This is a genomic window from Vitreoscilla sp. C1 (assembly GCF_002951955.2).
Taxonomy (GTDB): Bacteria; Pseudomonadota; Gammaproteobacteria; order Burkholderiales; family Neisseriaceae; genus Vitreoscilla; species Vitreoscilla stercoraria.
This window is the reverse complement of sequence record NZ_CP019644.2, coordinates 391,570-416,306: the sequence shown is the minus strand read 5'-3', so window position 1 is coordinate 416,306 and position 24,737 is coordinate 391,570. Positions and strand designations below refer to the sequence as shown.

Below are 24,737 nucleotides of genomic sequence, written 5' to 3'. Positions count from 1 at the left end.
TTTATTTACATTGCAGCAGGTGTTGCTGATTTTTTCTTCATGCGTTTTAAAATCCACACCACATAGCCCGAACAACTGTAAGCCAAGAACATCAAAAACAACACCAAAGCTGGTTTCCACCAAATCAACAAAATGATACAAACAATCAGCAACATGGCCCAATAAGGCTCTTGGCGCAAAGGTCCAAACTCTTTGAAACTCCAAAATGGAATTTGCACAATCATCGACAAACCTGCAAACAACGTCAAAGCCAAACAAATATAAGCAATGCCCGGAATGCTTTCAAAGCCATGATGCACCCACACCAAGCCTGCAATCAAAGCTGCGGCGGTTGGACTTGGAATACCAATAAACCAACGCTTATCAGCCTTGCCGATCATGGTATTGAACAAAGCCAAGCGCAAGCCTGCACAAGCGCAATAAATGAAAGCAATCGCCAAGCCCAAATGACCAAACTCATACAATTGCCATTTGTACGCAATCAAAGCAGGCGCAACACCAAAACTGACCATGTCCGCCAAGCTGTCCATTTGCTCACCAAAAGCCGATTGGCTATTGGTCATGCGCGCCACACGCCCATCCATGCCATCCAAAATCATCGAGGCAAACACATAAATGGCCGCCAATTCAAATTTATCATGCACCGTCGCCAAAATAATGGCTTGAAATGCAGCAAACAAAGCAGCAATTGTGAACGCATTCGGTAGCAAATAAATGGCATTGTCACGCAAACGTTTTTGTCTGACTTCTTCTGGTTCTGATATATCGACTTCTTGTGTCTGTGTTATGGTTTCTTTTTCTGTTTCCATCCCATTCATCCTTCATTAAGCCTGCGCTTTTTCTGTCATCCAAGCACGCAAATCAGACAAGCCTGCCCCGCTTTGCACCGAAACATGCATTGCGACCACCTCACCTTTGGCATCGACCACAGCGCCTTCAGGCAACACATTATTCTGAGGCAACAAATCAATTTTATTCAATACCAATAAATTTGGAATATCATCTGCCTTGATTTGTTTCAACACTTCATTGACATCATCAATTTGGCGTGACCATTCAGGATGCGAACGATCCACCACGTGTAACAACACATCCGCTTGTGCCGTTTCTTCGAGCGTCGCGGCAAATGCTTCAACCAAGCTGTGCGGCAAATCACGTACAAAACCCACTGTATCGGTTAAGACCACGTTCACATTCGGAGGTGCCAAAAACAAACGCCGAGCAGTCGTATCCAAAGTGGCAAACAATTGGTCTTTGGCCAATACTTCCGCCTTGGTCAAACGATTGAACAAACTGGACTTGCCTGCATTGGTATAACCGACCAAGGCAAACGTTGGTGTACCATTGCGATAACGGCTTTTGCGCTGGGTTTGGCGTTGTTGTTTGACTTGCTGCAATTGTTGTTTCAAGCGGGTGATTTTGCTGCCGATCAAACGGCGGTCGGTTTCCAACTGCGTTTCACCCGGACCTTTCATGCCAATACCGCCTTTTTGGCTTTGCAAATGCCCATAACCTCGCACCAAACGGCTCGACAAATGCGTCAATTGTGCCAATTCCACTTGCAATTTGCCTTCTTGCGTGCGCGCTCGCTGCGCAAAAATATCCAAAATCAAGCCCACTCGGTCTATGACTCGACATTGGCATGCTTTTTCCAAATTGCGCTCTTGCGTGGGTGACAACGGGTGATTGACCACCACCAAATTCGCTTCAAACTGCGTCACCAAATCCGCCACTTCCTCAGCCTTACCACTGCCAACGAACAAAGCAGCATTGGGCTTGTCTTTTTGGCAAGTCAAGGTTTCGACCAACTCGCCGCCTGTGGCTTTGATAAGCTCTTTGGCTTCGGCCACAGCGGCCTGAAAGTCGTTTTGACGCACGACACGATTGCCACCAAAATCGGTGAAATCGACTGCCAACAACACAATGCGTTCAGGACGCTTGTCGCTGGCATCAATGTCTTTGTGAAGTTTAGCCATTATTCAGGACGGCTTTGTTCAGGCAAACGTGCCAAGACGGTTGTTGAGGCCGACACTTTTTGACCAATCGTCACTTGCGCTTGTGCATCCACAGGCAAATACAAGTCCACGCGTGAACCAAAACGGATAAAACCATAACGCTGACCACGATACAAACGGTCTGTGGCTTTGGTGTAACACAAAATGCGACGCGCCACCAAACCTGCTACTTGGACAAACGTAATTTTGTGACCCGTATCGGTGTGCATCAAAACCGCATTGCGCTCGTTTTCCAAACTGGCTTTGTCCAAATCAGCATTCACAAACAAGCCTGGAAAATATTCTACTTTCTCAACCTTGCCTTCAATCGGTGAACGATTCGAATGCACATTGAACACATTCATGAACACGCTGATTTTCAAAGCTTCACATTGGCGATAAGGGTCTTGGGTTTTTTCAACCACCACAATGCGACCGTCAGCTGGGCTGGTGATGGCATGTGCGTCATGAGTAGGTGTTTCGCGTGCAGGATCGCGGAAAAATTGCACCACAAATATGGTAATCAACCAAAACGGCAACGACCACGCACCAAACAAACACGTGATTATCAAACTGGCAATCAAAGTAACCGCAATAAACGGCCAACCTTCGCGTGCCAAAATAGGATGAGGATAATGAGCTTTAGCCACAATACTTCCTTTATAACTCGATATATTTAAGCAAGCATTATAACCACTTTCAATTGGCTGCTGTGAAAAAGCACCACAGCATAAAAAACAAGCGTCCTGTAAGATTTACAGGACGCTTGTTTTCATCGTGCATTCACACGCCCAATTGATAAAAATCCCGCACAAAATCACGATGGCGACAAATGGCAGAAATCACCGCAATGCCATCTGCGCCCGCAGCAAACACCTCAGGTGCCCGCTCCAAATTAATCCCTCCAATGGCCACCATCGCCACATCTGGAAAAGCCGCACGCGCTTGTTTGAGCCACACCAAGCCCGTTGGTGCATTGGCATCCATTTTAGAAACAGTAGGGTAAATCGGTCCCAAACCCACATAATCTGCGCCCATTGCCATGGCGCTGGCCACTTCTTCGACGCTGTGTGCCGACACGCCCAAAATTTTGTTGCCAATCAACGCACGCGTTGCCGCGACATTGGCATCATCTTGACCAATGTGCACGCCATCCGCATGAAGCTTCAACGCCAACGCCACATCGTCATTCACAATGAACGGCACAGCATGTTCACGACACAAAGCCAAACAAGCGCACGCAAATTGTTCATACGCTTCAGGCTGATTTTGCAAGCTACCAACCCCTTTTTCACGCCATTGAAACAAGGTGATGCCGTCTATTAAAGCATTTTTCAACACTTGCAAAGCCTGTTCAGGACGCCCATCCACATCTTGGCTGCCCATGATGAAATACAGTTTTAAATTTTCACGCCCAAACACATTCAACCTCACATTGTCCTTGTTGCTGACGATAAGCACGATGGTTGGTCGGACCGTGTCCATGACCCAAATGGATATCATGCACAATGCCCAAATGAATAAAGCGTTTGGCTTCGACCATCGCTTCAGGCATGCCAAAGCCTTGCGCCAAAAATGCGGTCAATGCCGCTGAAAATGTGCAGCCTGTGCCATGTGTGTTTGGGCTGTTGATGCGTTCGGTTGCCATGCTAAAACGGCGACCGTCGGCTAAAAATACATGGTCACGCGCAGCTTTTTCTTGGCTGTGACCGCCTTTCATCACCACATTTTTCACCCCAAAGCCCAGCAATACTTCTGCGGCTTTAGCCATGTCTTCGACCGTTTCAATTTTCAGGCCGCTCAATACTTCTGCTTCTGGCACATTCGGCGTTAACACCGTGGCCAATGGCAATAAATCAGTGCGCATCGCTTCAACCGCTTGTTGTTGCAACAGCGATGCACCACCTTTGGCAATCATCACAGGGTCAACAATCAACATGCCTTCAAAGTCTTGCAAACGCTTGGCAACGGTTTGGATGATGTCGGCAGAAAACAACATACCTGTTTTGATGGCTTTGACATCCAAATCGCTTAAAACAGCATCCAATTGTGCCAACACAAAATCTGCAGGCGCCGCATGCACGCCATGCACGCCCAACGTATTTTGCGCGGTCAAAGCGGTGACAACTGAAGTGCCAAACACACCCAATTCTTGAAACGTCTTCAAATCCGCTTGTATGCCTGCGCCGCCGCCACTGTCCGAACCTGCAACCGTCATCACCACGTTCATGCTGTTATCTCTGTTGAAATCTGTTGCAATGCATTCAAAAATGCCACTTGAAAACTGCCCACTGCTTGATGGGATGCCGCTGCGGCTTGTTCCGCCACACGTTTATAGTCTTGCAATACCGAAGCGGTTGCCTCTAGTGCATTGTCAGCGCCAACCAAACTCGCCGCCACTACCGCACTGAGCAAACAACCCGTTCCCGTCACTTGTGGCGTTAAAGTGCTGCCGCCAGCAATTTCAAGCACACGCTCACCATCGGTGACTATGTCGACTTCGCCTGTCACAGCCACCACAGTTTGATATTGTGTTGCCACTTGTTTGGCCAAAGTGATGGTATCAATGTCGCCCTCGCCTGCGTCCACGCCTTTTTGCTGCCATGCAACGCCCGCCACGGCTGCCAATTCACCGATATTGCAACGCAATACCGCCAATTTAACTTGCTGCATGATGCGCTCTGTGGTGGTACGGCGAAATTCGGTGGCGCCTGCACCAACAGGGTCAAATACGACCGGCACGCCCAAATTATTGGCAGCGATACCTGCAGCGAGCATGGCTTTGACAGACTCAGAATTGAGTGTACCCATATTGATAGACAAAGCACCTGCAATGGCAACCATTTGCGCCACTTCTTCAGGCGCATCAGCCATCACAGGAGATGCGCCAATGGCGAGCAATCCATTGGCTTTGAAATTGGCAACGACAATGTTGCTGATACAATGCACCAAAGGTGCGTGTTGGCGAATATGATATAAACCCATGTTGGTTGTCCTTTTGAGAAGTTCAAAAACCAACACCGTTCAGTGGTGAGTAAAGCGGCCTGAAAAGCCTTGCTTTTCAGATTCAAGACGCTTGCTCCCTACGCCGGTATTAACCGACAGGTTCAAAGGGTCAGATCGAAATCTTTCTCAACGCCCAAATGGCGTTCCCCTGCAACGATGTGATGTTTCGCACTATAACACTGTGCTCAAAACTTGTCAGTTTTACACTGTATGCCCTACACTTAAGCAAACAGTCTATTTGATTAATCACTTTCACGATTGCTGCAACGACAATGCTGAATTTATATGCGGTTTTAAACGTTTCTTCGACTGCCTCAGATGCTGAATTAAAACAAGCGATTGATGCCGCAGAATCCTCACAACAACTGCCTGATGCAGTAGTGCAAAGTGCCCGTTTTTATTTGTTAAATACCAATCTACGCCAAGCTTATGACCACTCACTCAAGCAAGCTTTGCAAAAAGGCACCTTAACCACCGATTGGAAAACAGAGCTGTCCAAACAAAAAACTTTGCCTATGACCCATACGCAAGCTTTAGCCCAACACCATCAAGCCACCACGTCAGCCCACACACATACCTATACACCTGCGCGCTCACCTGAACGCCCCAAACCACGTATGGGTGCTTGGCATTGGTTATTATTATTAGGATGTTTGCTGGTGACAGGTGTTTTGGTCATCGCATTGTGGCAAATGGCACAAGTACAAATGCGCCAAGACCAAAAGATTTTGCTGCAACAACATTTGTCCGAACAGCAAGTGCCGCCTGAAAATTGGAATACGTGGCTGCAAAAAGAGGGCGAGACGTATTTGCCTTCTAGCGATGCTTCTCACGCTTATTTAAGCATCCATAAAAATGCTACCCAAGATTTACCCGTTTTGGCTTTGCCGCGCGCTAAAAACATTGATTGCGGAGAACGTGGCAATCAGTTTTGTGACGTGACTTTTGTGTTTGACGGACAAGCACCATACACTTATACCGCACAAATCATCGGCAAGAATTTGGTCTTCAAAGATATGCAACAAGTCCCATTTTTAATGCGTGAATTGAGCCGCTCTTCGTATATCAAAGCCGTCTTTCCTAACAGTGACGATTTGCCTGAAATGCATTTTGGACGTGATTTGATGCCACCTGAAAACACCAAACCCGCTCGCAGACGTTAACGCAAAGAAAACCGTATGTTACATTGGCAATTTTTAGGTACTTCCGCTGGCATTCCAACCAAAAAACGCAATGTCAGCGCTTTGGCATTGGGTCAATACCAACGCAAGCCGTGGCTGCTCATCGATTGTGGTGAAGCGACGCAACACCAATTGCTGCATGCCGATTGGTCTATGCACCATTTAAGTGCTATTTGCATCACCCATGTGCATGGCGACCATTGCTATGGTTTACCCGGTGCAATTGCCAGCGCAAGCATGCACAAACGCACCGCACCTTTAACCATCATCGCTCCCGATGCAGTATGGCAATGGCTACAACAAACCATTGCCTTAACTGATATGCATTTGACGTATGAATTGCAATTTATCCATGTTGAACAACTTTTGCATGCGCCCATAACATTAGATGGCTTTGTCATCGAAACCCACGCTTTGAACCACCGTGTGCCAAGCCATGCGTTTAAAATCACTTACACCGAATCCAAACGCCAATTGAATCTTGCCGCTTTAGAACATGCTCAAGTTCCCAAAGGCAAAACATGGGGCTTGTTGCAACAAGATCAAGATGTAGAAATCAATGGACACACTTATGATTCTGATGATTTTGTCATCCAGCAACAACACCGCGCTTGTGTGATTGTAGCGGGCGACAACGACACGCCTGAACTGTTACAGGACGCTTGTGTGGATGTAGATGTGTTGATACACGAAGCGACTTATACCCAAGAAGTGGCGGACAAAGTGGGTAGTTTTCCGATGCACAGCTCAGCCAAACAAGTGGCTACATTTGCACAAAACACAGGTTTGCCAAATTTGATTTTGACCCATTTTAGCAGCCGCTATGCCACCAAAACTTTGTTACAGCCTTTGCTGCAAGAAGCGCAACAATTTTACGAGGGACAGGTATTTTTGGCAGACGATTTTCAGGTATACCATTTACTTAAAAATGGCGAATCTAACCGTTTATCATTGTTTTTGCAAAGCCATTCATGAGCCCACCTCGCATCAGCAACATCTACGTTTTACTGAGTCTCACACCGCTGGCAGACAGCCAAGCCATCGCACAAGCCATCCAAACCCACAGACACCATCACAGCCTCAATCCCGCTATTTTAGACAAAGCCGAAGCTTGGTTGCTCAACCCTGCAACACGTCAACGCTACGATGCCCAATTGCGCCAACAACAACCTGATTTGTTTACGTCCATATCCCCGTCATTGCAATTGGAAACGCACAATGAGCCGCATCGTTTGGGTTTGTTAGACAACAGCATTCACGATGGGCGGGGCGATGTGCGCATTGAGCCTGATGTGTATTTGGAGCAAGACATTTACGCCACATCCCACAAGCGTTACAGCTTGGTGAGCAAATTGATAGTGTATGGTGCCATTGCCGCATTGATTTTAGGGCTTGTTTTACTATTCAGTTGGCCTATTTTACAGCGCACCATTTTCGCGCCCAGCGATTGGGACAAATTAGAATTTCAACAAGCCTTGGTGCAACAAGGTTGGCAAGAAAATGCCCAAGAGCAATATGCTTATTTGGAAGCGGCTGAATATCCGAATCAATTGGCATTGAAATATGAAAAAAACGAAGTTTGGCCGATGTTAATCAATACTTCATGCGACATGAATCCGCAAGGTTTGTGTCAGGTGAAAGTCAACATCCGCACTCACAACCATAATGATTTTGAATTTGATGATACCGTTGGCATGGGTTTGCGCAACGATTTGCCTTTGGTCACGCGCGCACTGCGCTCTGACATGGTCACCGCATTACAGGAAGCCCGCCAAATCCAAGTGCGCATTTACAACGGCAATCAACCGATGGAAATGACTTTCAGGCCTGAATAAACGGTCTGTCAATGTTACAGGACGCTTAAATTATTTTTGGGTAATATTTTGAGCAAAGCGGTCAATTGTTCCATGCCCTTGAATGTGGCAGGGATTTTGTCATCGCTTGATACAATGGTCGAAAAAATTAAATTTTCGAACTTTAATAAGCAAGCTACCTAAGATATTTTAATATCATGGCATCACAAAGGAGTAGTAACTCAACCGATTATGAAAAATTTCTGTCTTTCAAATATCTGAAATCAATAAAGCCTGCGGGACATTTGAATAGGTTGGATAGAGGACATTAAAATATTATCACCAAACAATCTTTTAAACATCCCCTATCTATGCCTACAACCATTATCATCAAGGAGCAATGGCAGAAGCTAAAGCCAATTTTCCTAGATTTGAATATTGATGACAAACTCAGTTTGAAAGACACCTTTTTAGGCATCATTTACCGCCTCAAAACTGATTGCCCTTGGCGATATTTACCAAACTATTATGGCAAAGCGAATACTGTATTTAAAGCATTTAGACAGTGGTCTGCTTCTGATTTGTTTTATAGACTATTAAGAATACTGATATGAAGTAGGTTTCAACTGATACCACTTATGTTTTAATCCATCAAAGCAGTGCAGGCGCAGCAAGTGGTAGTAACCAAGGCACGACCAAAAGTGTTGGTGGTCACAGCCCGAAAATATATTTGACTGTTAATGCATATGGCAATCCGCTTGAATACTTGAACTTTTGGATTTAAAAGATACTGAGTTCTTAAATACAGACAAAGGCTATGCTTCTGAAGCATTTAAAGAACGCATTCATTTCCGAGAGACTCATACCAATACTCCTCGAAAGAAAAATGCCAAAACCAGTAATGGTCACATGGACTAGAGAATTTATCAGGCTAAGCATGTGGTTAAAATACATTTGCCTTGCCAATCTAAAGCATCAGCGGGCTGTATCCAATCGCTACGACAAACTGCTCAACAGCTATATTGGGACAGTTTCATTATCTTGCAGTTTGATTTGGTTAAAATTGTGAATGTTCAACAGCCCCTATAATATGTTCATCTAAAATTTTAAAAAGAATAAAACCAGATGCCCAGAGATACTTATTTAGATACAGGTAAGGCCATATTGATATTTTTAGTTGTTTTAGGTCATTTGTTGGAAAAATTGGTAGGATGGAAAAGTCCTGAAATTAAAGCAATATTAGCAACAATATACACTTTTCATATACCAGCCTTCACTTTCATCTCAGGAATGTTTTTCAAAGATAAAGATTTGGTGAAAAAAGTCATTTATTTTTTCTCTTTATTGATTCCTTTTCAAATCATTTATTGTCTTTTTAATTGGGGATTAAAAGGGGAGATTTATTTAGAGTATTTAATCTCTCCGTTTTGGATACTTTGGTATATAGCTGCTATGATTGCATGGACTGTCATGACTCCTTTACTGAAGAAACTCAAAACACCTGTCATTATCGCTGTGGCCTTATCATTGCTCATTGGGCTTTCACCGATTAATAATTATTATTTTTCACTAGGCAGAATTTTTGTATTTTTTCCATTTTTTGTAATGGGTGCTTTTTATGGACATCAAATCGTCAATTATGTAAAACAAAAGAAGCTTTGTTTATATGCTGCCCCATTCATTTTTATTGGTCTGTTGGTTTATTATTTTTATACAGATATCAACAAATACTGGCTTTATGGAAGTTTCAGTTACTCACAATTGGGCGTAGATGCAATATCAGGTATGATAAAGAGAATGGCTTTTCTAGCTCTTTCTTTGATCACTGTCTTAGCATTCTTTTCCTCTATACAATTGTTTCGTGGTCGATGGCTGCAATTAGGACAACGTACGTTATCTGTCTATATTTTTCATGGTTTCGTGGTGTTAATCATCGTATCATTGTTTAATCTCAAAGATGATGTTGCTTTCACTATATTTCTCAGTACTATCACAACTTTTTTAACTTGTTTAATGTTAAAAAAGAATATTTTTTACAATTCAATCAATTATATAAATAAAAAAATATGCAGCAATTCTCCCTTTTTTAATGGACAGAATCAGTAGAATCAAACAGTCATTGACCTTCTCTCCGAAAAATACTTCATTTAAATCAAAAAAATCACATGTTAACAGAGGCTTTTCTAAACCACATAAAGCCTCTGCCAACTGCTTCATCCAATCTTGTTAAAATATCTCATTTTCAATAGACTATTTAGTAATATGATTGATTTTCTTAAAAAAATTTTTGATTCTGATGGACTAAAATCAAACTTCTATCCATACAAAAACACCCTCTTATCAACTATTTATTTTATGCCAAAAACACATTAAACCAACTTACCCATACCAATATGAAATAAGCGTCCTGTCAATGTTACAGGACGCTTAAAATTGAGCCATGAAATACTCAATACATCATTCCTTCTGAGCCAATACCACTTGTTCTTGCTCCAAAATCATCGCCAATTCAAGCGCTGCAGTTTGGCGGCTGATTTGGGCTTTTTGTACAGATATGCCTTGATTTAGGCTTGACCATTGCGGATGGGTGCGCGCATTTTTCAAAGGCTTAGGCAAACGGCTGTTGCGCCATAAAGCTTCCCAATCTTGCAAATTCAAAACGTGTTGTGAGGCATGCCCACGTTTGTTCAAAGTCTCCATCAAAGCTTTGCCGCGAGTGGCCAACAACACGATGGTGGCAGGGTCGATGTGAATGGTTTTGATGCGTTTGATTTTGTCGCTGATGCTTGCCGCATTGGACAACACGCCACCGAGCATGCCACCCAAAGCCGCACCCAAACCGCCCGACAAACCCAAAGTCGCCGCATCCACACCCAATCCAACCAAAGCGCCCACTGCAGCTCCAGTACTCGTTCGAATGCCCATTTTTTTGAGCAATTCGGCATCAAATGGATTTTGTGAAAACGCTTGCGCCATCCAATGTGCAGGCAAATCGGCTTGTTGGTAAAAGCGAAACAATTGCAGCAAATTTTGTTGGAAATGAGCCTCACGTTGGCGCACTTTGGCTTGCATATTGGCCAATACAGGCTCTAACGGCTCATGCTCTTGTACGGTTTGCACAAATGCCGCCACATCCATCAAAAAATGTGCCAATAATTCATGCGCTTGCTGGTGCAAAACATGCCATTGTTCACGGCGTTGCGTTTGCAAAATGTCCAAAATCGAATGGTGATTGAGCAAAATATCCAACTGCGTCCACAGCAGCATTTCGCTGTCAAAATCAAATGCTACGGTGTCAAATTGGCTGTGTACATGCAAACTGCGCCGCGCGAGCATCTCGTGCCAAGCAGCAGCATTGCCTGTTTGCACAAAATTGAACACCGGCATCACAGGCTTGGCGCACCAAGACAACACCGTCAATTCGTCTTTGTATTTCGCCACCACAGGTTCACGCGCATCAATCACATACAAACTGACATCGCTTGCCAACACTTGACGCAAAACTTTGGCTTCTTGCGCAAACTCGTTGCGTGCCACAGCGTCCTGTAAAAATTGTTCGATGCGTTCAATGCCATCCAAACGATTGACTGTATTGTGTTCCAACCAATCGAGCAAACCGCCCGCATCTTCCAAACCGGGCGTATCAAACAATTGCACGGCATGGTTTGCATCCACTTCAATACTGGCAATTTGGACATGGCGCGTGGTGGCAGGTGCATTTTTCACCTCACCAAATACCTCATCACGCAATAAAGTGCGCAACAAAGAGGTTTTGCCAGTATTGGTGTGTCCGACCACCGCAATATTCAAATGCTTCACGACTGCCCTTCCTGTTGCCACAAAATCGCTTGCTCATTGAGTTTGTGTTGCCACAATTGCAAACGTTCTTCATCTGCGTATTCTTGCCACAAACAGACGGTGAAACCTGCTTGCACATGATCGGCATATTGGTTCAAACGACGCATCACACCACGATCGGGCATGCTGTGAACGCGCACCCACAAATACAATTGGCTCGCTTGCATTTGCAAACGCTGTAACAACACCGCTTGCTCTTCGCGACTGTCAATGATACCCAGCGACACTGCGCCTACAGGACGCTGCTGCCATGCGCGGCTATTGGGCTCGGTTTCCCAAGCCGCAACGAATACCGTGGCGTTGGCCACAACCGCTGCATTTTCAGGACGCTTGTGCAGTGCATCGTCACGATAATCGGCTGCGCTATCGACCACTTTCGTACTCCACAAACGCTTTAGGCGTTGGTAATACGGTAATTGCAATGGCAGCGCAAACAGCATTTTCTGACTGTGCAAATGGCAAAATACCCACGCCAACATTCGCGGCACAATGCCATACAGCAATAAAGACGACCACAATAAATTCGCCCACTGCTTGGAAAATGCCACATCGCCCAAAGCTTCGCTGCTCGCTACCGCATGTAAATCAGGCACATTCAAACCCAAAAGCTTCGGCAACCACGCCAACGCCATCACCATATTGCCCAAGCTGCCTGAATCGAGCAAAGTCGATTGCCAATTGAACGTGTATTGGCGCACCAACAACATCACCACCACGCCCAGCAACAACCCGCCCAAACTCGCCAACCACAATTGATGGCTAAGTTTGCCCCAATGCCACTTCATTTCAGGACGCAACCATTGTTCTTGGTAATAATCTGCCAAAATACGTTGTTCAGGACGCTTGTTGCCTAAAGTCGCGAACAATCCCAACCCACTCATGCCTGTTACAGTGCGCCTGCTTTGCCACAACCACACCAGCAACATCAACGCATTCATGCCCAAAACGCTGATTAAAACGTAAAAGAAATTCAAACTGGCCGTTTGCATCAAACCAACCGCACTGACCACACCCAACACCAACCACAATACCGTCAGCGCATACACCCACCATTTGGCTTGATTGTGCCAATGGACAATGCGCTTTTGTAAGCGTTGGTCTTGGTCTATGGCTTGGGCTCGCTGCCACAATTTGTCTTCCCAATGACCATCGGTCTCTTTTAAGGCCGCATTCACGCGCGCAGGGTCCACTGCAAACACATGTTGTGCCTCTTCCAAGCGGCGAATGTATTCAATCAATGTCACTTTATTTGGTATCACAGCCATTATTCCATCAAAAAACGCTTGCATTGTAACATTTTGCAAGCGTTTTTAAGGTGTTACAGGACACTTAAAGCATCCCACTGATTAAAAGCGATAAGACGTATTCAAATACACCGCCGTTTGGGCATTCACTGCATCACCAAACTGCGCATTCACGCCTGCGCCCAGATGCCATTGTTCGTTGATTTTGCCATTGACACCCAACTCCAACAAACCGCTGTTGCGCGCTTTGTCTTCGTTCACAGGCACTTCAAAATGCAAAGCATCCATGCTGTTCAAATGCGCACCCACTTTATCCACACCATCTTTGAATTCACGCTGCCATTGCAAAGAGGCAAACGTGTCCCATTTTGGATTGATTTGATACGCCATTTGATAACCCAAGCTGCTTTGTACCGATTCTTGCTTCAATGCATCAAATGTCATAGCGCTGAAATCTGCACCCGATTCTTGCAAACGATCTATTGACGCTTTTTGCATGCTCACACCCACAACAGGACCATGACTCAAATCACCATGTTGCCAATTCAAACCTGTCATCAAGCGCACACCATATTGGTCGCCATCGCCACTGGCTTGGTGATTCTGGGTTTTATTGCCCAAAGCCAATTGGCGCTGCGTGTCCACATCCAAATTGGCATAATACGCTTGCGCATTCACCCACGCAGAGCCGCTTTGCCAGCGACCATACACGCCACCTGCCAATCGCTGTTGGTCGTATTGGTGAATATGACCTGTTTTGCCATCAATGCTGTCGTGCGCCACATAAGTGCCAACCGTCCACTCCCCCAAACGCTTGTCCACACCGATGACCACTTTACCACCTGCGCCATCCAACTCACTATTGGCCGCATTGCCACTACCCAAAGCCACACCACCTTGTACCCAAACCGCCGTTTTGCCATCTTGTAAAGGTGCAATATTGTGCAAACGTCTGTCCACATGCTGCATTTGCGCCAAACCTGCTTGATTGGCAGCACGACCCAAAACCGCCATTTGCGCAGGTGCTTGCAGCACTGCTGCGGCATATTGTCCAACCACCTCATGGGCTTTACTGGTCGGATGCACGCCATCGGCAAACAAATACGTTTGGTCGGCATTCGGTTCTAATAATTGTGCAGGACCACATTGCACAGAGCTGGTTGTGCCACAAGCTGGCGTGGTGACATTTTTAAAGCCGTAAGAGGCAGGATTTTTAGAAACATCATCGAGCAAAGAATAAATATCTAAAGGAATGATATTGGTTTTGACGCTGTTTTTGATAAATGGCTCATACAACGCTTGGTTGTAGGTTTGGCTTAGCTGCGTACCCGCGGCTTCATTGCCACGAAAAGCAGGCGTCATACCTAAATTAGGTAAATTCGGCACCAAAATGTATGTTGCACCTGCACTGGATAAACTGTGTATGGCAGTCGTGTGATCAATAATCGCGGCGGTCATCGTCGCTTGTGCTGGCGCTCCTGCAGTAATGGCAAACAAATCATTTGCGCCACCCCAAACCGCATACAAAGCACGGCTATCCAATTTACCACCTTGAGAGGCTTTGAGCTGTGCAATCTGAGTCTTGATAGATGGAATGGCAACCGTCACTCCTGCTACCGTATCGCTGGTATCCTCACCCACACGCGCACCACCGACCGCATAATTGTTTCCACCCAAACGACTTGGATTGGCATTGCCGCCCAAATGAGCAGCCAAATGTTGCGACCAAACTTGACCTGGATTGGTGGTAAAACGTTGTCCCATAAATTGACCGCTGTCGGTCAAACTGTCGCCCATAAAATACGTATTGGAAAATGGCTGCGCCTGTACCAATACACTCAAACCCAAACAGGCCACACAAGCAGCCAAATATGTTGTTTTCATTGTATTCCTATTGGTTTTTATTTTAATTCATCAGCATAACAGAAGGTCTTTCATCCCCAATTGTTTACATCACAACGCCCATCACCAGCCAACACATTTACAACACAATCATTCAAAACCATCGTCATTAATGAAGGTTGGTGAGATTTTACTTTTAAATTTGTAACGAATCATGCGTTTTCTGTGCAGACACAATATGTCCACAAATACATGATTTCATTGAATTCACCAAAATGAATCTTGGAATCCAACAAACACATTTACAATATACCCCATACAAGGTTATGGTAAATGCTTATATTTAACTTGATGAAAATGTCATTGAAACCTTTGAATATTGGCATTATTGGCAACAGTCTGGCAGGTTTGACTGCAGCTTATGTATTGCGCCAAAACGATCATCGTGTCACTTTATTAGAACACTTCAATCCTACAGAGCAAAGTGCATATCAACATGTCCCTTCTCAAAACCATTTTGATGCTCCTTTTCACATATTGAATCCTACTTTGTGGCTCAATACTTTGTTGTTAGCAGAATTATTAGGCATCAATACTGACCACGTACACACGCACATGTCGTGTTCATGGCTGACAAGCAAACGAGAAGTTGGAAAAACTTGGCTTAAAACAGGTCGCTTAGGTGGCTTACAAACACCAATTCCGACTCATCCACGTTTTAACAAATATGCGCCTACTTTGGCTTGGGGAATTTATCGCTTTAAATGGGCCTTGCAAAAACTGCCAGAGATGAGTAACACCATAGATTTGCAAACATGGTTACAACAACAAAATTTACCACCATTGTTTTGGCATGGTTGTATTTTGCCAATGTTGTTAACTTTATGTAGTTGTGATGTGGCCAATTTAATGAAATGGCCAGCCAAGCCTTTATTGCATTTTTGTCATGTGATGTTACAAGGCAAAAACCTGTATCGGCTGCAAGGTGGTACCCAATATTTAGTCCGGGCTTTACAAACTGACAATACTCATATTCCTGCCCAAAACATTCAAGCTGTATGGCAAGAACATCAACAAGTGTATGTGAAAAATGACCTCGATCAGATTCACCATTTTGACCATGTCATCATTGCGACCACCCATGCGCAAACATCGTTTTTAGATTCGCATCAATTTGTGCAAGAACGACAACTGTTAAACCAGTTGCCCTATACAGAGGGAATTTTGGTCAACCATACGGACACACGTTTAATGCCCAATGATCGCCAAGATTGGAGTATTCTAAATTATCTGATGTCGCCCGATGCCCAACAACAAAGTTTGACTGTGTGGCTCAATCCCATAGAAGCGGCCTTAAAACATACCCATCAACCATTATTACAAACTTGGCAATCTTTGATGCCAATTCCATCCGAACACATCATCAGCCAAACTCACTTGACGCGTTCCATGTACACACCTGAGTCACTCCACTCCATACTCACACTACAACAATTGCAAAAACAAGCCTCTCCCAATCAAAAACGGGTGTGGTTTTGTGGTGCATGGTTCGGTGGTGGTTTGCCGATATTAGAATCTGCCGTGACTTCAGCAATTGATGTATGCAATCAATTGGGTGCCGCTTGGCCTAGATTGTTTGAGCAAGATGCCAACTCTTCAATACAAAAAGGCCAATGAATCGAGATGAATAAGCAGAAATACCAGCTGTCTTATGCCGCATCGTATATTTTATGGTATTCATCCCAATATTGATGCGCCAAACTTTGTTTTTGTAATTCACTTAAAATTTCTTTGGCTTTGGGAAAAAATTGCTCCTCTTCCTCATGCAAATGCAATAAAACCATGTCAGTCACTTGCCTCATTTTCACCAACCATTTGGAATGGCTATAATCCAAAGCATCGATTTCTCGCAGCAAATCTTCTAATTGATGGTGCTCAAACATAACATGACGGGTAATTTCTAACCCCTCATCATGAAACATCAATGGCGCATAAAAATAACGCTCCTCTGCTTGAGCATGGGCACGCAACTCCAGCATCAATTGTTGATGCAATTGGCGTCTTTTGGTTGTATCGCCTTTGGTCTGCATAATTTTGGCACACAAACCTCTTTGCTTATCGTGCGACTGCAACAATGCATCAAAAATACTCATGCTCAGCCCTTTTTAAAATCTGCTCAAATTCAAACAACTTGCTCAACAGAAAACAAAAAAAACAAAAAGTTTCCCAAATCAATGCATATTACTCATTCATACAACATCAACACCCATACAAAGTATTTTCAATATCCAACCATACCGATATTAAGGAGGCAATAATTGACGCAAACGCCCCTTACGACCATCTTCTAAAATCCATACTCGACCATCTGGGCTTTGTGCAACCGAACGGATGCGCTCTTTCATGTCATATCGTGCCATTTCTTGCGCACTATCGGCTTGGATACGCTCTCGAATCAAAGCTTTGGAAGACAAACCACCCATTAAAAAATCGTGTTGCCAATTCGGGCGGCCTGAACCTTGATAACGTATTAAACTAGATGGAGAAATCACAGGTGTCCATACGATTTTTGGCGCAATGAATTCAGGACGGGTATCATGATTGGGAATCACACGGCCACTGTAATGATCGCCATCTGACACTTCAGGGTAACCATAATTACCTCTTTTTTGTATCAAATTGAATTCATCTCCGCCTTGAGGTCCCATCTCATTGACCCACAAGCGGCCTGTAACATCCAACGCCATGCCCAATATATTGCGATGACCCAAAGACCAAATTTGCTCAGTCATGGCACCTTGCCCAACAAAAGGATTGTCACTAGGCGTGCTACCGTCATCGTTCAAACGAATGATTTTGCCCAAATGACTGTTCATGTCTTGCGCAGGTTGAAATTTTTGACGCTCGCTCGAAGAAATCCACAATTTGCCATCGTGACCGAACAACAATCTGTGACCGTAATGCCCCTTACCTGTGACTTTCGGCATTTGTCGCCAAATGACTTCCACATTTTGCAAAGATAAATTTGGGGCAACACCTTCAAGCTTGGCTCTGACCACTGCCGCACCTTGCGTGTGCTTGTCTCCTGCCTCAGCATAACTCAAATACACCAAACGATTGTTGGCAAAATCAGGATGCAACGCCACATCTCCCAATCCTCCTTGCCCACCATACACCACAGCTGGCACGCCTGAAATATTGTGAATGGCTTTGGTATTAACATCAACCCATTGCAGCTGACCAGATTTTTCTGTAATCAAAACAGCATCATTGCTCACAAACACCATCGCCCAAGGCTCATTCAAGGACACCACATCTTGCCATTGCAACACTTCTTCATTAGCAACAATGACAGACTTCGAAGTCGCGACCGTTTCAGCTTGGCAAGCGCTCATACTGAACGCCAAACTCAAACCTAAGCTACAATGGCATAACCATGCTGTCATTGTTTTCATTGCTGTTCCTGATTGTGCTAGATTAAAACCCACATACTCGTCTGAATAAAGTTTGCTCAGCCTCACCGCCTTCATCCACATTGCTTAACTGAAACAACAAACCTTGACGCAAACGGTAGTCATATTCATGCACCACTTGTCCCTTATCCGTCAAATATTGTGCCGCAGGCGTGTGAAATTGGCGCTTGTCACAACGATAATGACGCTGTGCAATCACAGAGTCCACAGATAAATCCGTGGCCTTAGATTGTCTCACCTCTGCATTAAACGCAGGCTGATCTTGCTCACGTTTCACAACCACAGTTCTGGCTTGTGTATCAATCGATTCAGGAACAAACGACAAACGTGGAGTATGGCTGTTATATCTTATACCAGATGGACTGCCTAATATGACCCATTGTTCAGCCATCGCCAAAGGCGCCAATCCCATCAAACAGACAAATCCAACCTTACGGAAATAACGCGACACAGCTCTTCCCTTCTATTCAAGTTTTCGCCATATAAATATGACATATAACCATGCAAATAAAATAAATTAAGTTGTTTTTAACCGAAACCACCGTAAAAAGCCACAAAAAAAGCGTCCTGTATTTACAGGACGCTTCTACAAATCAGATTGAAGCTGCGATTAAGCGACTTTCACCGCTTCATGACGTTGTAATAAAGTCAACAAATCAGCCAAAGTTTGTTTCATCTCACGACGATCAACGATTTGGTCAATAGCGCCTTTTTCCAACAAAAATTCAGCACGCTGAAAGCCTTCAGGCAAAGTTTCACGCACTGTTTGCTCAATCACGCGTGGACCTGCAAAACCAATCAAGGCATTTGGCTCAGCCACCACCACATCGCCCAAGAAAGCGAAGCTGGCAGACACACCACCCATAGTCGGATCGGTCAATACAGAAACAAACGGCAAGCGTTTTTCAGACAACAAATGCAAAGCCGCTGAAGTTTTGGTCATTTGCATCAAAGAATTCAAGCCTTCTTGCATGCGTGCGCCGCCTGAAGCAGCCACACAAATGAATGGACAATTCAAACGCACCGCTTCACGCACACCGCGCACGAAACGCTCGCCTACCACCGAGCCCATAGAGCCGCCAATGAATTTGAATTCAAATGCTGCCACCACCACAGGTAACCCAGCCATTTTGCCACTCATCACCACCAAAGCATCGTCTTCACCTGTCGCTTTGCGTGCGGCAACCAAACGGTCTGGGTATTTTTTGGTGTCTTTGAATTTCAAAATGTCTACTGGTTTAACATCGATACCAATCTCTTGGCGATCTTCTTCATCCAACAACACACCCAAACGCTCACGCGCACTCAAAGCATGGTGGTGACCACACTTTGGGCACACTTGCATGTTTTTCTGTAAATCAGTGGCATACAACACCTCTGAACAAGATGGACACTTGCTCCACAAACCTTCAGGCACATTCGAGCGGCTGCTCGTATCACGGCTTTTGATTTTTGGAGGTAAAATTTTGTCTAACCAACTCACGTCAGTCCCCTTATACTGCTGCTTTCACAGCTTGGTTTAACTCTTGTACGATGGCGGCAACAACCGCTGGCTCATTGCCTACATTGTTTTCAATGGCTTGCACCAAACGGCTACCTACAATCGCTGCATCCGCAACCTCAGCAATGGCTTTTGCACTGGCGGCGTCACGAATACCAAAACCCACGCCCACAGGCAATGGCACATATTGTTTGATGAGCGCAACTTGCTTGGCCACAGCAGCCACATCCAAATTCGCTGAGCCTGTCACGCCATTCAAAGACACATAGTATACAAAACCACTGGCTTCTCGAGCAATCGCTTCAATGCGCTCAACCGGTGTTGTTGGCGAAATTAAGAAAATACAATCGATGCCAGCAGGTTTCAAATATTGATTCAAAGCGCCAATTTCTTCAATCGGACAATCCACGGTCAACACGCCATCAACACCGGCCTCAGCCGCTGCTTGCGCAAACGCTTCGTAACCCAAGCGGTGAATCGGATTCAAATAACCCATCAACATCACAGGTGTGGTTTGGTTGGTCTCACGAAATTGTGCCACCAAACCCAACACATCGCGCAAAGAGACGCCTTGCGCGACCGCACGCGTTGCCGCACGTTGAATGACCTCACCGTCTGCCATCGGGTCTGAAAATGGCACGCCCAACTCAATCAGATCGGCGCCGCTGTCGACCAAAGTGTGCATCAATTGCAAAGTCGTGCCCAAATTGGGGTCGCCTGCGGTAATGTAAGGAATCAAAGCTTTTTTAGCTTGTAAATTGGCAAATACTTGACTGATTCTGCTCATAACAATTCTTTCAGGACGCTTGGATTAGATTTCAATGCCACGAAGCTTGGCAACCGTGTTGATGTCTTTGTCACCACGACCAGACAAATTCACCAAAATCACTTGGTCTTTGGCCATTTTTGGTGCTTCACGCACCGCCCAAGCCAACGCGTGGCTGCTTTCCAACGCTGGAATGATGCCTTCTTTGCTGCACAGCAAATCAAACGCCTGCATCGCTTCGTCGTCATCAACCGAATCGTAAACCACTTGGCCTGAATCTTTCAAATAACTGTGTTCAGGACCCACACCAGGATAATCCAAACCTGCCGAAATCGAATGTGTACCCAAAACTTGGCCGTTTTCGTCTTGAATCAAATAGCTTCTAAAACCATGCAACACACCTGGCTGACCTTTTGCCAAAGGTGCCGCGTGGTCTGCTGTATCCAAGCCGCGGCCTGCTGGCTCAATGCCGACCAATTTTACTTGTGGCTCGGTCAAATACGGATGGAACAAGCCAATAGCGTTAGAACCACCGCCCACACACGCCACCGCCACATCAGGCTGGCGACCAATCAATTCTGGCATTTGCACTTTGGCTTCGTTGCCAATGATGCACTGAAAATCACGCACAATTTGTGGATAAGGGTGCGGACCTGCTGCCGTACCTAAAATGTAGAAGGTGTCGTCAATATTCGCCACCCAATCGCGCATCGCTTCGTTGAGCGCGTCTTTCAAGGTTTTCGAACCACTGTCCACCGCCACGACTTTCGCACCCAACAATTTCATGCGAAACACGTTGGGCATTTGGCGCTGAATGTCTTCGCTGCCCATATACACAATGCATTCCATGCCAAAACGTGCAGCTACGGTTGCCGTTGCCACACCGTGTTGACCTGCGCCAGTTTCGGCAATCACACGTTTTTTGCCCATACGTTTGGCCAGCAAAGCTTGACCCAAAGCATTGTTGATTTTGTGCGCGCCCGTGTGATTCAAATCTTCGCGCTTCAAATAAATTTGCGCACCACCCAAATGTGCACTCAAACCTTCAGCATGGTAGCAAGGACTAGGACGACCCACAAAATGACGCAAATAATAGTCAAATTCTTGTTGAAACTCAGGATCAAGTTGCGCCTCAGCATAAGCGTCCTGTAACTGCTTCAAAGCTGGAATCAAGGTTTCCGCGACAAATACACCGCCATATTCGCCAAACCAGCCTCGTTCATTCGGTAAATTCTGTTCCTGCACATTTTGCTCCTTGTATGAATTGACGCATTTTCTGAGCGTCTTTAATGCCTTTGGCCGCTTCTACTCCGCTTGAAACATCCACTGCCATCGCACCAGTTTTGGCAACCGCTTCGGTCACATTTTCAGGATACAAACCTCCTGACAAAACCCATGCTTGAGTTAAATTTTTAGGCAACAATCGCCAATCAAACACCTGTCCTGTGCCACCGTACACACCTTCAACATGTGCATCAAACAACAATGCCCGTGCGTCAAAAAATGTTGCTGCTGCCGCTTCGATGTCTTGTACCGAAGCCACACGCACCGCTTTAATATATGGACGCATAAAAAGGCGACAAAACTCTGGAGTTTCATCGCCATGAAATTGCAACACATCCAAAGGTACTTGGCGCAACACTTCATGCACTTGGCTTTCACTTGCATTGACAAACAAACCCACTGTTTGCGTGAAAGCTGGCACCACTGCTGCAATTTGTTGTGCTTGTTCAATACTCACAAAGCGAGGGCTTTTTTCAAAAAACACCAATCCTAGTGCATCCACACCCAAAGCAATCGCTGCCTGAGCATCTTCTACTCGGGTGATGCCACAAATTTTCACACGCGTCATTTTGCTTCTATTCCCCACAACCAAGATGGCACCTGCGCCACAGGCATTGCAAAATGCTCAGGATAATGTACTTGTGTCAAATACAAACCATCAGGCATAAAAGTCGGCGGCGCTTGGGTGCGATTTTTTTGTAATAATAAATGATGAAATTCGTCAGGCGTCAGTTTGCCATAACCAACATACACCAATGCACCAACCAAATTGCGTATCATGTGATGCAAAAAAGCATTCGCTTCAAAATCAAAACAAATCATGCTGCCTTGCTGACTGATTTTCACGTCATACATGGTTTTAATCGGCGATTTGGCTTGGCACTCAGCAGCACGAAAACTGGAAAAATCGTGCGTCCCCGCCAAGCATACCGCTGCTTGCTGCATTGCAGCAACATCTAGTTCACGAAATGCCCAACCCACTTTGCCTGCAAGCAATACAGGACGCACCGCTTCATTGCACAACACATAACGATAAGCACGGCGATACGCATCAAAACGTGCGCTGAATTCAGGCGCTACTTCGTGCGCACTTTGAATGGCGATGCCTTTAGGCAAATGCGCATTGACCCCACGCACCCATGCCGATAAAGGGCGTTTGGCAGTGGTATCAAAATGTACCACTTGACCTGTGGCATGCACGCCCGTGTCGGTACGCCCTGCCACAATGGTGGCAACAGGATGTTGGGCAATTTTTGCCAAAGCGTGCTCTAAAGCGGCCTGAACGGTAGGAATGCCTTGGGGCTGAACTTGCCAGCCATAGAATGCACTGCCGTCATAGTGCAAAATCAGGGCGATACGGGTAGTAGACATGGCGGACATTTTACCTGAATCCGCTTGTGTTGGGTAAGAGTGCCACAAAGCGCGTCCCTTCGCTTATAATAAGCGCCATCAATTTACAGGATGCCCTCCATGACTGAGCCAGCGACCCACATCAATGTCGACCCTAGCGAAATCGAGAAATTCAGCCAATTGGCTCACAAATGGTGGGACCAAGAAAGTGAATTTAAACCGTTGCACCGCATCAACCCTTTGCGTTTGCAATACATCGATGATTATGCGTCCTTAAAAGGCAAAAACGTTGTCGATGTTGGCTGTGGTGGCGGCATTTTGACCGAAGCCATCACCCAAGCAGGCGCGACCACTTTGGGTGTGGATTTAGCAGAAAAATCATTGAAAATCGCCCAACTACACGCCATCGAAACCGAATTGCAAAATGTGTCTTACCGTTTAGTCAGCGTGGAAGATTTGGCGGCAGAACAACCCAAGCAGTTTGATGTGGTGGTGTGTATGGAAATGATGGAACACGTACCCGACCCAGCCAGCGTGATTCGCTCTTGCGCTCAATTGGCGACAGACGATGGTTGGATTTTCTTCTCCACCATCAACCGCAACCCAAAATCATATTTCCAAAGCATTTTGGCAGCCGAATACATCATGGGCTTGTTGCCACGCGGCACACACGACTACAAAAAATTCGTCACCCCTGCCGAAATGGCGCGCATGTGCCGCAACGCAGGTTTGGAAATTGTCAATTTTACAGGCTTCACTTTCAATCCATTGACCGATGTGTACAGCTTGTGCGACAGCATTGATGTCAATTACATGGCAGCTTGTCGCAAGATTCAAGCTTAAAACACCTTCAAGCGTCCTGTAAATGTTACAGGACGCTTGAATGAAATACGGGGAAATCAATATGAAATTGGCAGAAGCTTTATTAGAGCGCAAAAACTTGCAAACCCAATTGGCATCAATTGGTCAACGCCTGCAAGCGAATGTGTTGGTACAAGAAGGCGATGAACCGAGCGAAAATCCGCAAACTTTGTTACAGGACGCTTTGCGCTTGAACACACAATTGCATCGCTTGATCAAAGCGATTCATCTGACCAACGCTCAGGCGATGAGCACACACAACCGTCCGTTGATGGATGCTTTGAATGAGCGCGATGCGCTGCTGCAACAACATCGCATTTTACAACAAACGATTGATGCGGCCAGCGAAAAACAAAACCGTTACAGCAACCACGAAATTCGTTGGGTCAAAACCGTTTCGGTCGGAGATTTGCAGCAACAAGCCGATGCAGTCGGCATGCGCATTCGCACCAACAATTTGGAAATTCAAGCCTCCAATTGGCACATTGACGTCATTGGCTTGGATTGACTCTGTTAACGGGTGCATTGGGCGAATACAAGACCTCTTTATAGGGTTTGTGAGGTTTCAAACAAGACAAACCTTT

24 protein-coding genes, 1 pseudogene and 1 riboswitch are annotated in these 24,737 nt (G+C 45.4%); of the genes and pseudogenes, 8 read left to right on the top strand and 17 right to left on the bottom strand.

Annotated features, from left to right (window positions below):
- Positions 1-5: 5 nt before the first annotated feature.
- From pssA to thiM, 6 genes and pseudogenes are all read right to left on the bottom strand, one after another.
- Complete coding sequence (gene pssA, locus ADP71_RS02055; RefSeq protein WP_026353385.1) at positions 6-764, bottom strand: CDP-diacylglycerol--serine O-phosphatidyltransferase; 759 nt, start codon at positions 762-764, stop codon at positions 6-8.
- Between the two features lie 60 nt (positions 765-824).
- Positions 825-1,976 (bottom strand): GTPase HflX, encoded by a 1,152-nt coding sequence (gene hflX / locus ADP71_RS02050; RefSeq protein ID WP_171460850.1) that lies wholly within the window; start codon positions 1,974-1,976, stop codon positions 825-827.
- An 11-nt stretch (positions 1,977-1,987) separates the two neighbouring features.
- Positions 1,988-2,644, bottom strand: a pseudogene (locus ADP71_RS02045) (phosphatidylserine decarboxylase); the annotation flags it as partial.
- A gap of 133 nt (positions 2,645-2,777) precedes the next feature.
- Complete coding sequence (thiE, locus tag ADP71_RS02040; RefSeq protein WP_237343035.1) at positions 2,778-3,428, bottom strand: thiamine phosphate synthase; 651 nt, start codon at positions 3,426-3,428, stop codon at positions 2,778-2,780.
- Positions 3,403-4,224 carry a bifunctional hydroxymethylpyrimidine kinase/phosphomethylpyrimidine kinase gene (gene thiD / locus ADP71_RS02035; RefSeq protein WP_019957289.1) on the bottom strand — a complete coding sequence of 274 codons (822 nt, stop codon included), beginning with the start codon at positions 4,222-4,224 and terminating at the stop codon, positions 3,403-3,405. Before thiD ends, thiE begins: the two co-directional genes overlap by 26 nt.
- Entirely contained in the window at positions 4,221-4,979 is a 759-nt protein-coding gene (gene thiM, locus ADP71_RS02030) for a hydroxyethylthiazole kinase (RefSeq protein WP_019957288.1), read from the bottom strand. The genes thiD and thiM overlap by 4 nt, the downstream gene beginning before the upstream one ends.
- A 78-nt stretch (positions 4,980-5,057) precedes the next feature.
- A riboswitch (TPP riboswitch) is annotated at positions 5,058-5,160 on the bottom strand.
- 112 nt (positions 5,161-5,272) lie between these two features.
- Here thiM and ADP71_RS02025 point away from each other — a divergent pair.
- The 5 genes from ADP71_RS02025 (at position 5,273) to ADP71_RS02005 (ending at position 10,080) form a co-directional block, all read left to right on the top strand.
- Positions 5,273-6,163, top strand: a complete 891-nt coding sequence (locus tag ADP71_RS02025; protein ID WP_019957287.1) for a hypothetical protein — start codon at positions 5,273-5,275, stop codon at positions 6,161-6,163.
- Positions 6,164-6,178: 15 nt separating this feature from the next.
- Entirely contained in the window at positions 6,179-7,156 is a 978-nt protein-coding gene (locus tag ADP71_RS02020; RefSeq protein WP_104931372.1) for a ribonuclease Z, read from the top strand.
- Positions 7,153-8,016: a hypothetical protein gene (locus ADP71_RS02015; protein WP_019957285.1), complete on the top strand. Its 864-nt coding sequence runs from the start codon at positions 7,153-7,155 to the stop codon at positions 8,014-8,016. Before ADP71_RS02020 ends, ADP71_RS02015 begins: the two co-directional genes overlap by 4 nt.
- A gap of 329 nt (positions 8,017-8,345) precedes the next feature.
- Positions 8,346-8,588 (top strand): transposase, encoded by a 243-nt coding sequence (locus ADP71_RS13185; RefSeq protein WP_051082956.1) that lies wholly within the window; start codon positions 8,346-8,348, stop codon positions 8,586-8,588.
- Positions 8,589-9,099: 511 nt separating this feature from the next.
- On the top strand, positions 9,100-10,080 hold the full coding sequence (locus ADP71_RS02005; RefSeq protein WP_171460849.1) for an acyltransferase family protein: 981 nt from the start codon (positions 9,100-9,102) through the stop codon (positions 10,078-10,080).
- 351 nt (positions 10,081-10,431) lie between these two features.
- Here ADP71_RS02005 and ADP71_RS02000 read toward each other — a convergent pair whose 3' ends face one another.
- The 3 genes from ADP71_RS02000 to ADP71_RS01990 all read right to left on the bottom strand — a co-directional run bounded on the left by ADP71_RS02000 (position 10,432) and on the right by ADP71_RS01990 (position 14,960).
- A complete protein-coding gene (locus ADP71_RS02000) occupies positions 10,432-11,793 on the bottom strand; it encodes a GTPase/DUF3482 domain-containing protein (protein WP_019957283.1) in 1,362 nt (453 codons plus the stop codon).
- Positions 11,790-13,097 carry a DUF2868 domain-containing protein gene (locus ADP71_RS01995; RefSeq protein WP_158667061.1) on the bottom strand — a complete coding sequence of 436 codons (1,308 nt, stop codon included), beginning with the start codon at positions 13,095-13,097 and terminating at the stop codon, positions 11,790-11,792. The genes ADP71_RS02000 and ADP71_RS01995 overlap by 4 nt, the downstream gene beginning before the upstream one ends.
- Before the next feature lie 81 nt (positions 13,098-13,178).
- Positions 13,179-14,960, bottom strand: coding sequence for an autotransporter domain-containing protein (locus ADP71_RS01990; protein ID WP_019957281.1), 1,782 nt, complete (start codon positions 14,958-14,960; stop codon positions 13,179-13,181).
- A 291-nt stretch (positions 14,961-15,251) separates the two neighbouring features.
- Here ADP71_RS01990 and ADP71_RS01985 point away from each other — a divergent pair, with 291 nt between their 5' ends.
- Positions 15,252-16,595 carry an NAD(P)-binding protein gene (locus ADP71_RS01985; protein WP_155970366.1) on the top strand — a complete coding sequence of 448 codons (1,344 nt, stop codon included), beginning with the start codon at positions 15,252-15,254 and terminating at the stop codon, positions 16,593-16,595.
- A 32-nt stretch (positions 16,596-16,627) separates the two neighbouring features.
- Here ADP71_RS01985 and ADP71_RS01980 read toward each other — a convergent pair whose 3' ends face one another.
- The 8 genes from ADP71_RS01980 to truA all read right to left on the bottom strand — a co-directional run bounded on the left by ADP71_RS01980 (position 16,628) and on the right by truA (position 23,322).
- Complete coding sequence (locus ADP71_RS01980) at positions 16,628-17,071, bottom strand: hemerythrin domain-containing protein (protein ID WP_019957279.1); 444 nt, start codon at positions 17,069-17,071, stop codon at positions 16,628-16,630.
- A gap of 150 nt (positions 17,072-17,221) precedes the next feature.
- A complete protein-coding gene (locus ADP71_RS01975) occupies positions 17,222-18,373 on the bottom strand; it encodes a PQQ-dependent sugar dehydrogenase (protein WP_171460848.1) in 1,152 nt (383 codons plus the stop codon).
- Between the two features lie 22 nt (positions 18,374-18,395).
- Positions 18,396-18,803 (bottom strand): hypothetical protein, encoded by a 408-nt coding sequence (locus ADP71_RS01970; RefSeq protein WP_019957277.1) that lies wholly within the window; start codon positions 18,801-18,803, stop codon positions 18,396-18,398.
- A gap of 198 nt (positions 18,804-19,001) precedes the next feature.
- A complete protein-coding gene (gene accD, locus ADP71_RS01965; protein ID WP_019957276.1) occupies positions 19,002-19,874 on the bottom strand; it encodes an acetyl-CoA carboxylase, carboxyltransferase subunit beta in 873 nt (290 codons plus the stop codon).
- Positions 19,875-19,884: 10 nt separating this feature from the next.
- A complete protein-coding gene (trpA, locus tag ADP71_RS01960) occupies positions 19,885-20,679 on the bottom strand; it encodes a tryptophan synthase subunit alpha (protein WP_104931367.1) in 795 nt (264 codons plus the stop codon).
- Positions 20,680-20,703: 24 nt separating this feature from the next.
- Positions 20,704-21,903 (bottom strand): tryptophan synthase subunit beta, encoded by a 1,200-nt coding sequence (gene trpB, locus ADP71_RS01955; RefSeq protein WP_019957274.1) that lies wholly within the window; start codon positions 21,901-21,903, stop codon positions 20,704-20,706.
- Entirely contained in the window at positions 21,878-22,510 is a 633-nt protein-coding gene (locus tag ADP71_RS01950; RefSeq protein WP_019957273.1) for a phosphoribosylanthranilate isomerase, read from the bottom strand. Before ADP71_RS01950 ends, trpB begins: the two co-directional genes overlap by 26 nt.
- The gene (gene truA / locus ADP71_RS01945; RefSeq protein ID WP_026353383.1) at positions 22,507-23,322 is read right to left on the bottom strand and encodes a tRNA pseudouridine(38-40) synthase TruA; all 816 of its coding nucleotides are present in this window, start codon (positions 23,320-23,322) and stop codon (positions 22,507-22,509) included. Before truA ends, ADP71_RS01950 begins: the two co-directional genes overlap by 4 nt.
- Positions 23,323-23,412: 90 nt before the next feature.
- On the opposite strand from truA, the gene ubiG reads away from it, so the two are divergent.
- Complete coding sequence (gene ubiG, locus ADP71_RS01940) at positions 23,413-24,135, top strand: bifunctional 2-polyprenyl-6-hydroxyphenol methylase/3-demethylubiquinol 3-O-methyltransferase UbiG (protein WP_171460847.1); 723 nt, start codon at positions 23,413-23,415, stop codon at positions 24,133-24,135.
- Positions 24,136-24,175: 40 nt separating this feature from the next.
- On the top strand, positions 24,176-24,661 hold the full coding sequence (locus ADP71_RS01935) for a DIP1984 family protein (protein ID WP_019957270.1): 486 nt from the start codon (positions 24,176-24,178) through the stop codon (positions 24,659-24,661).
- Positions 24,662-24,737: the final 76 nt, after the last annotated feature.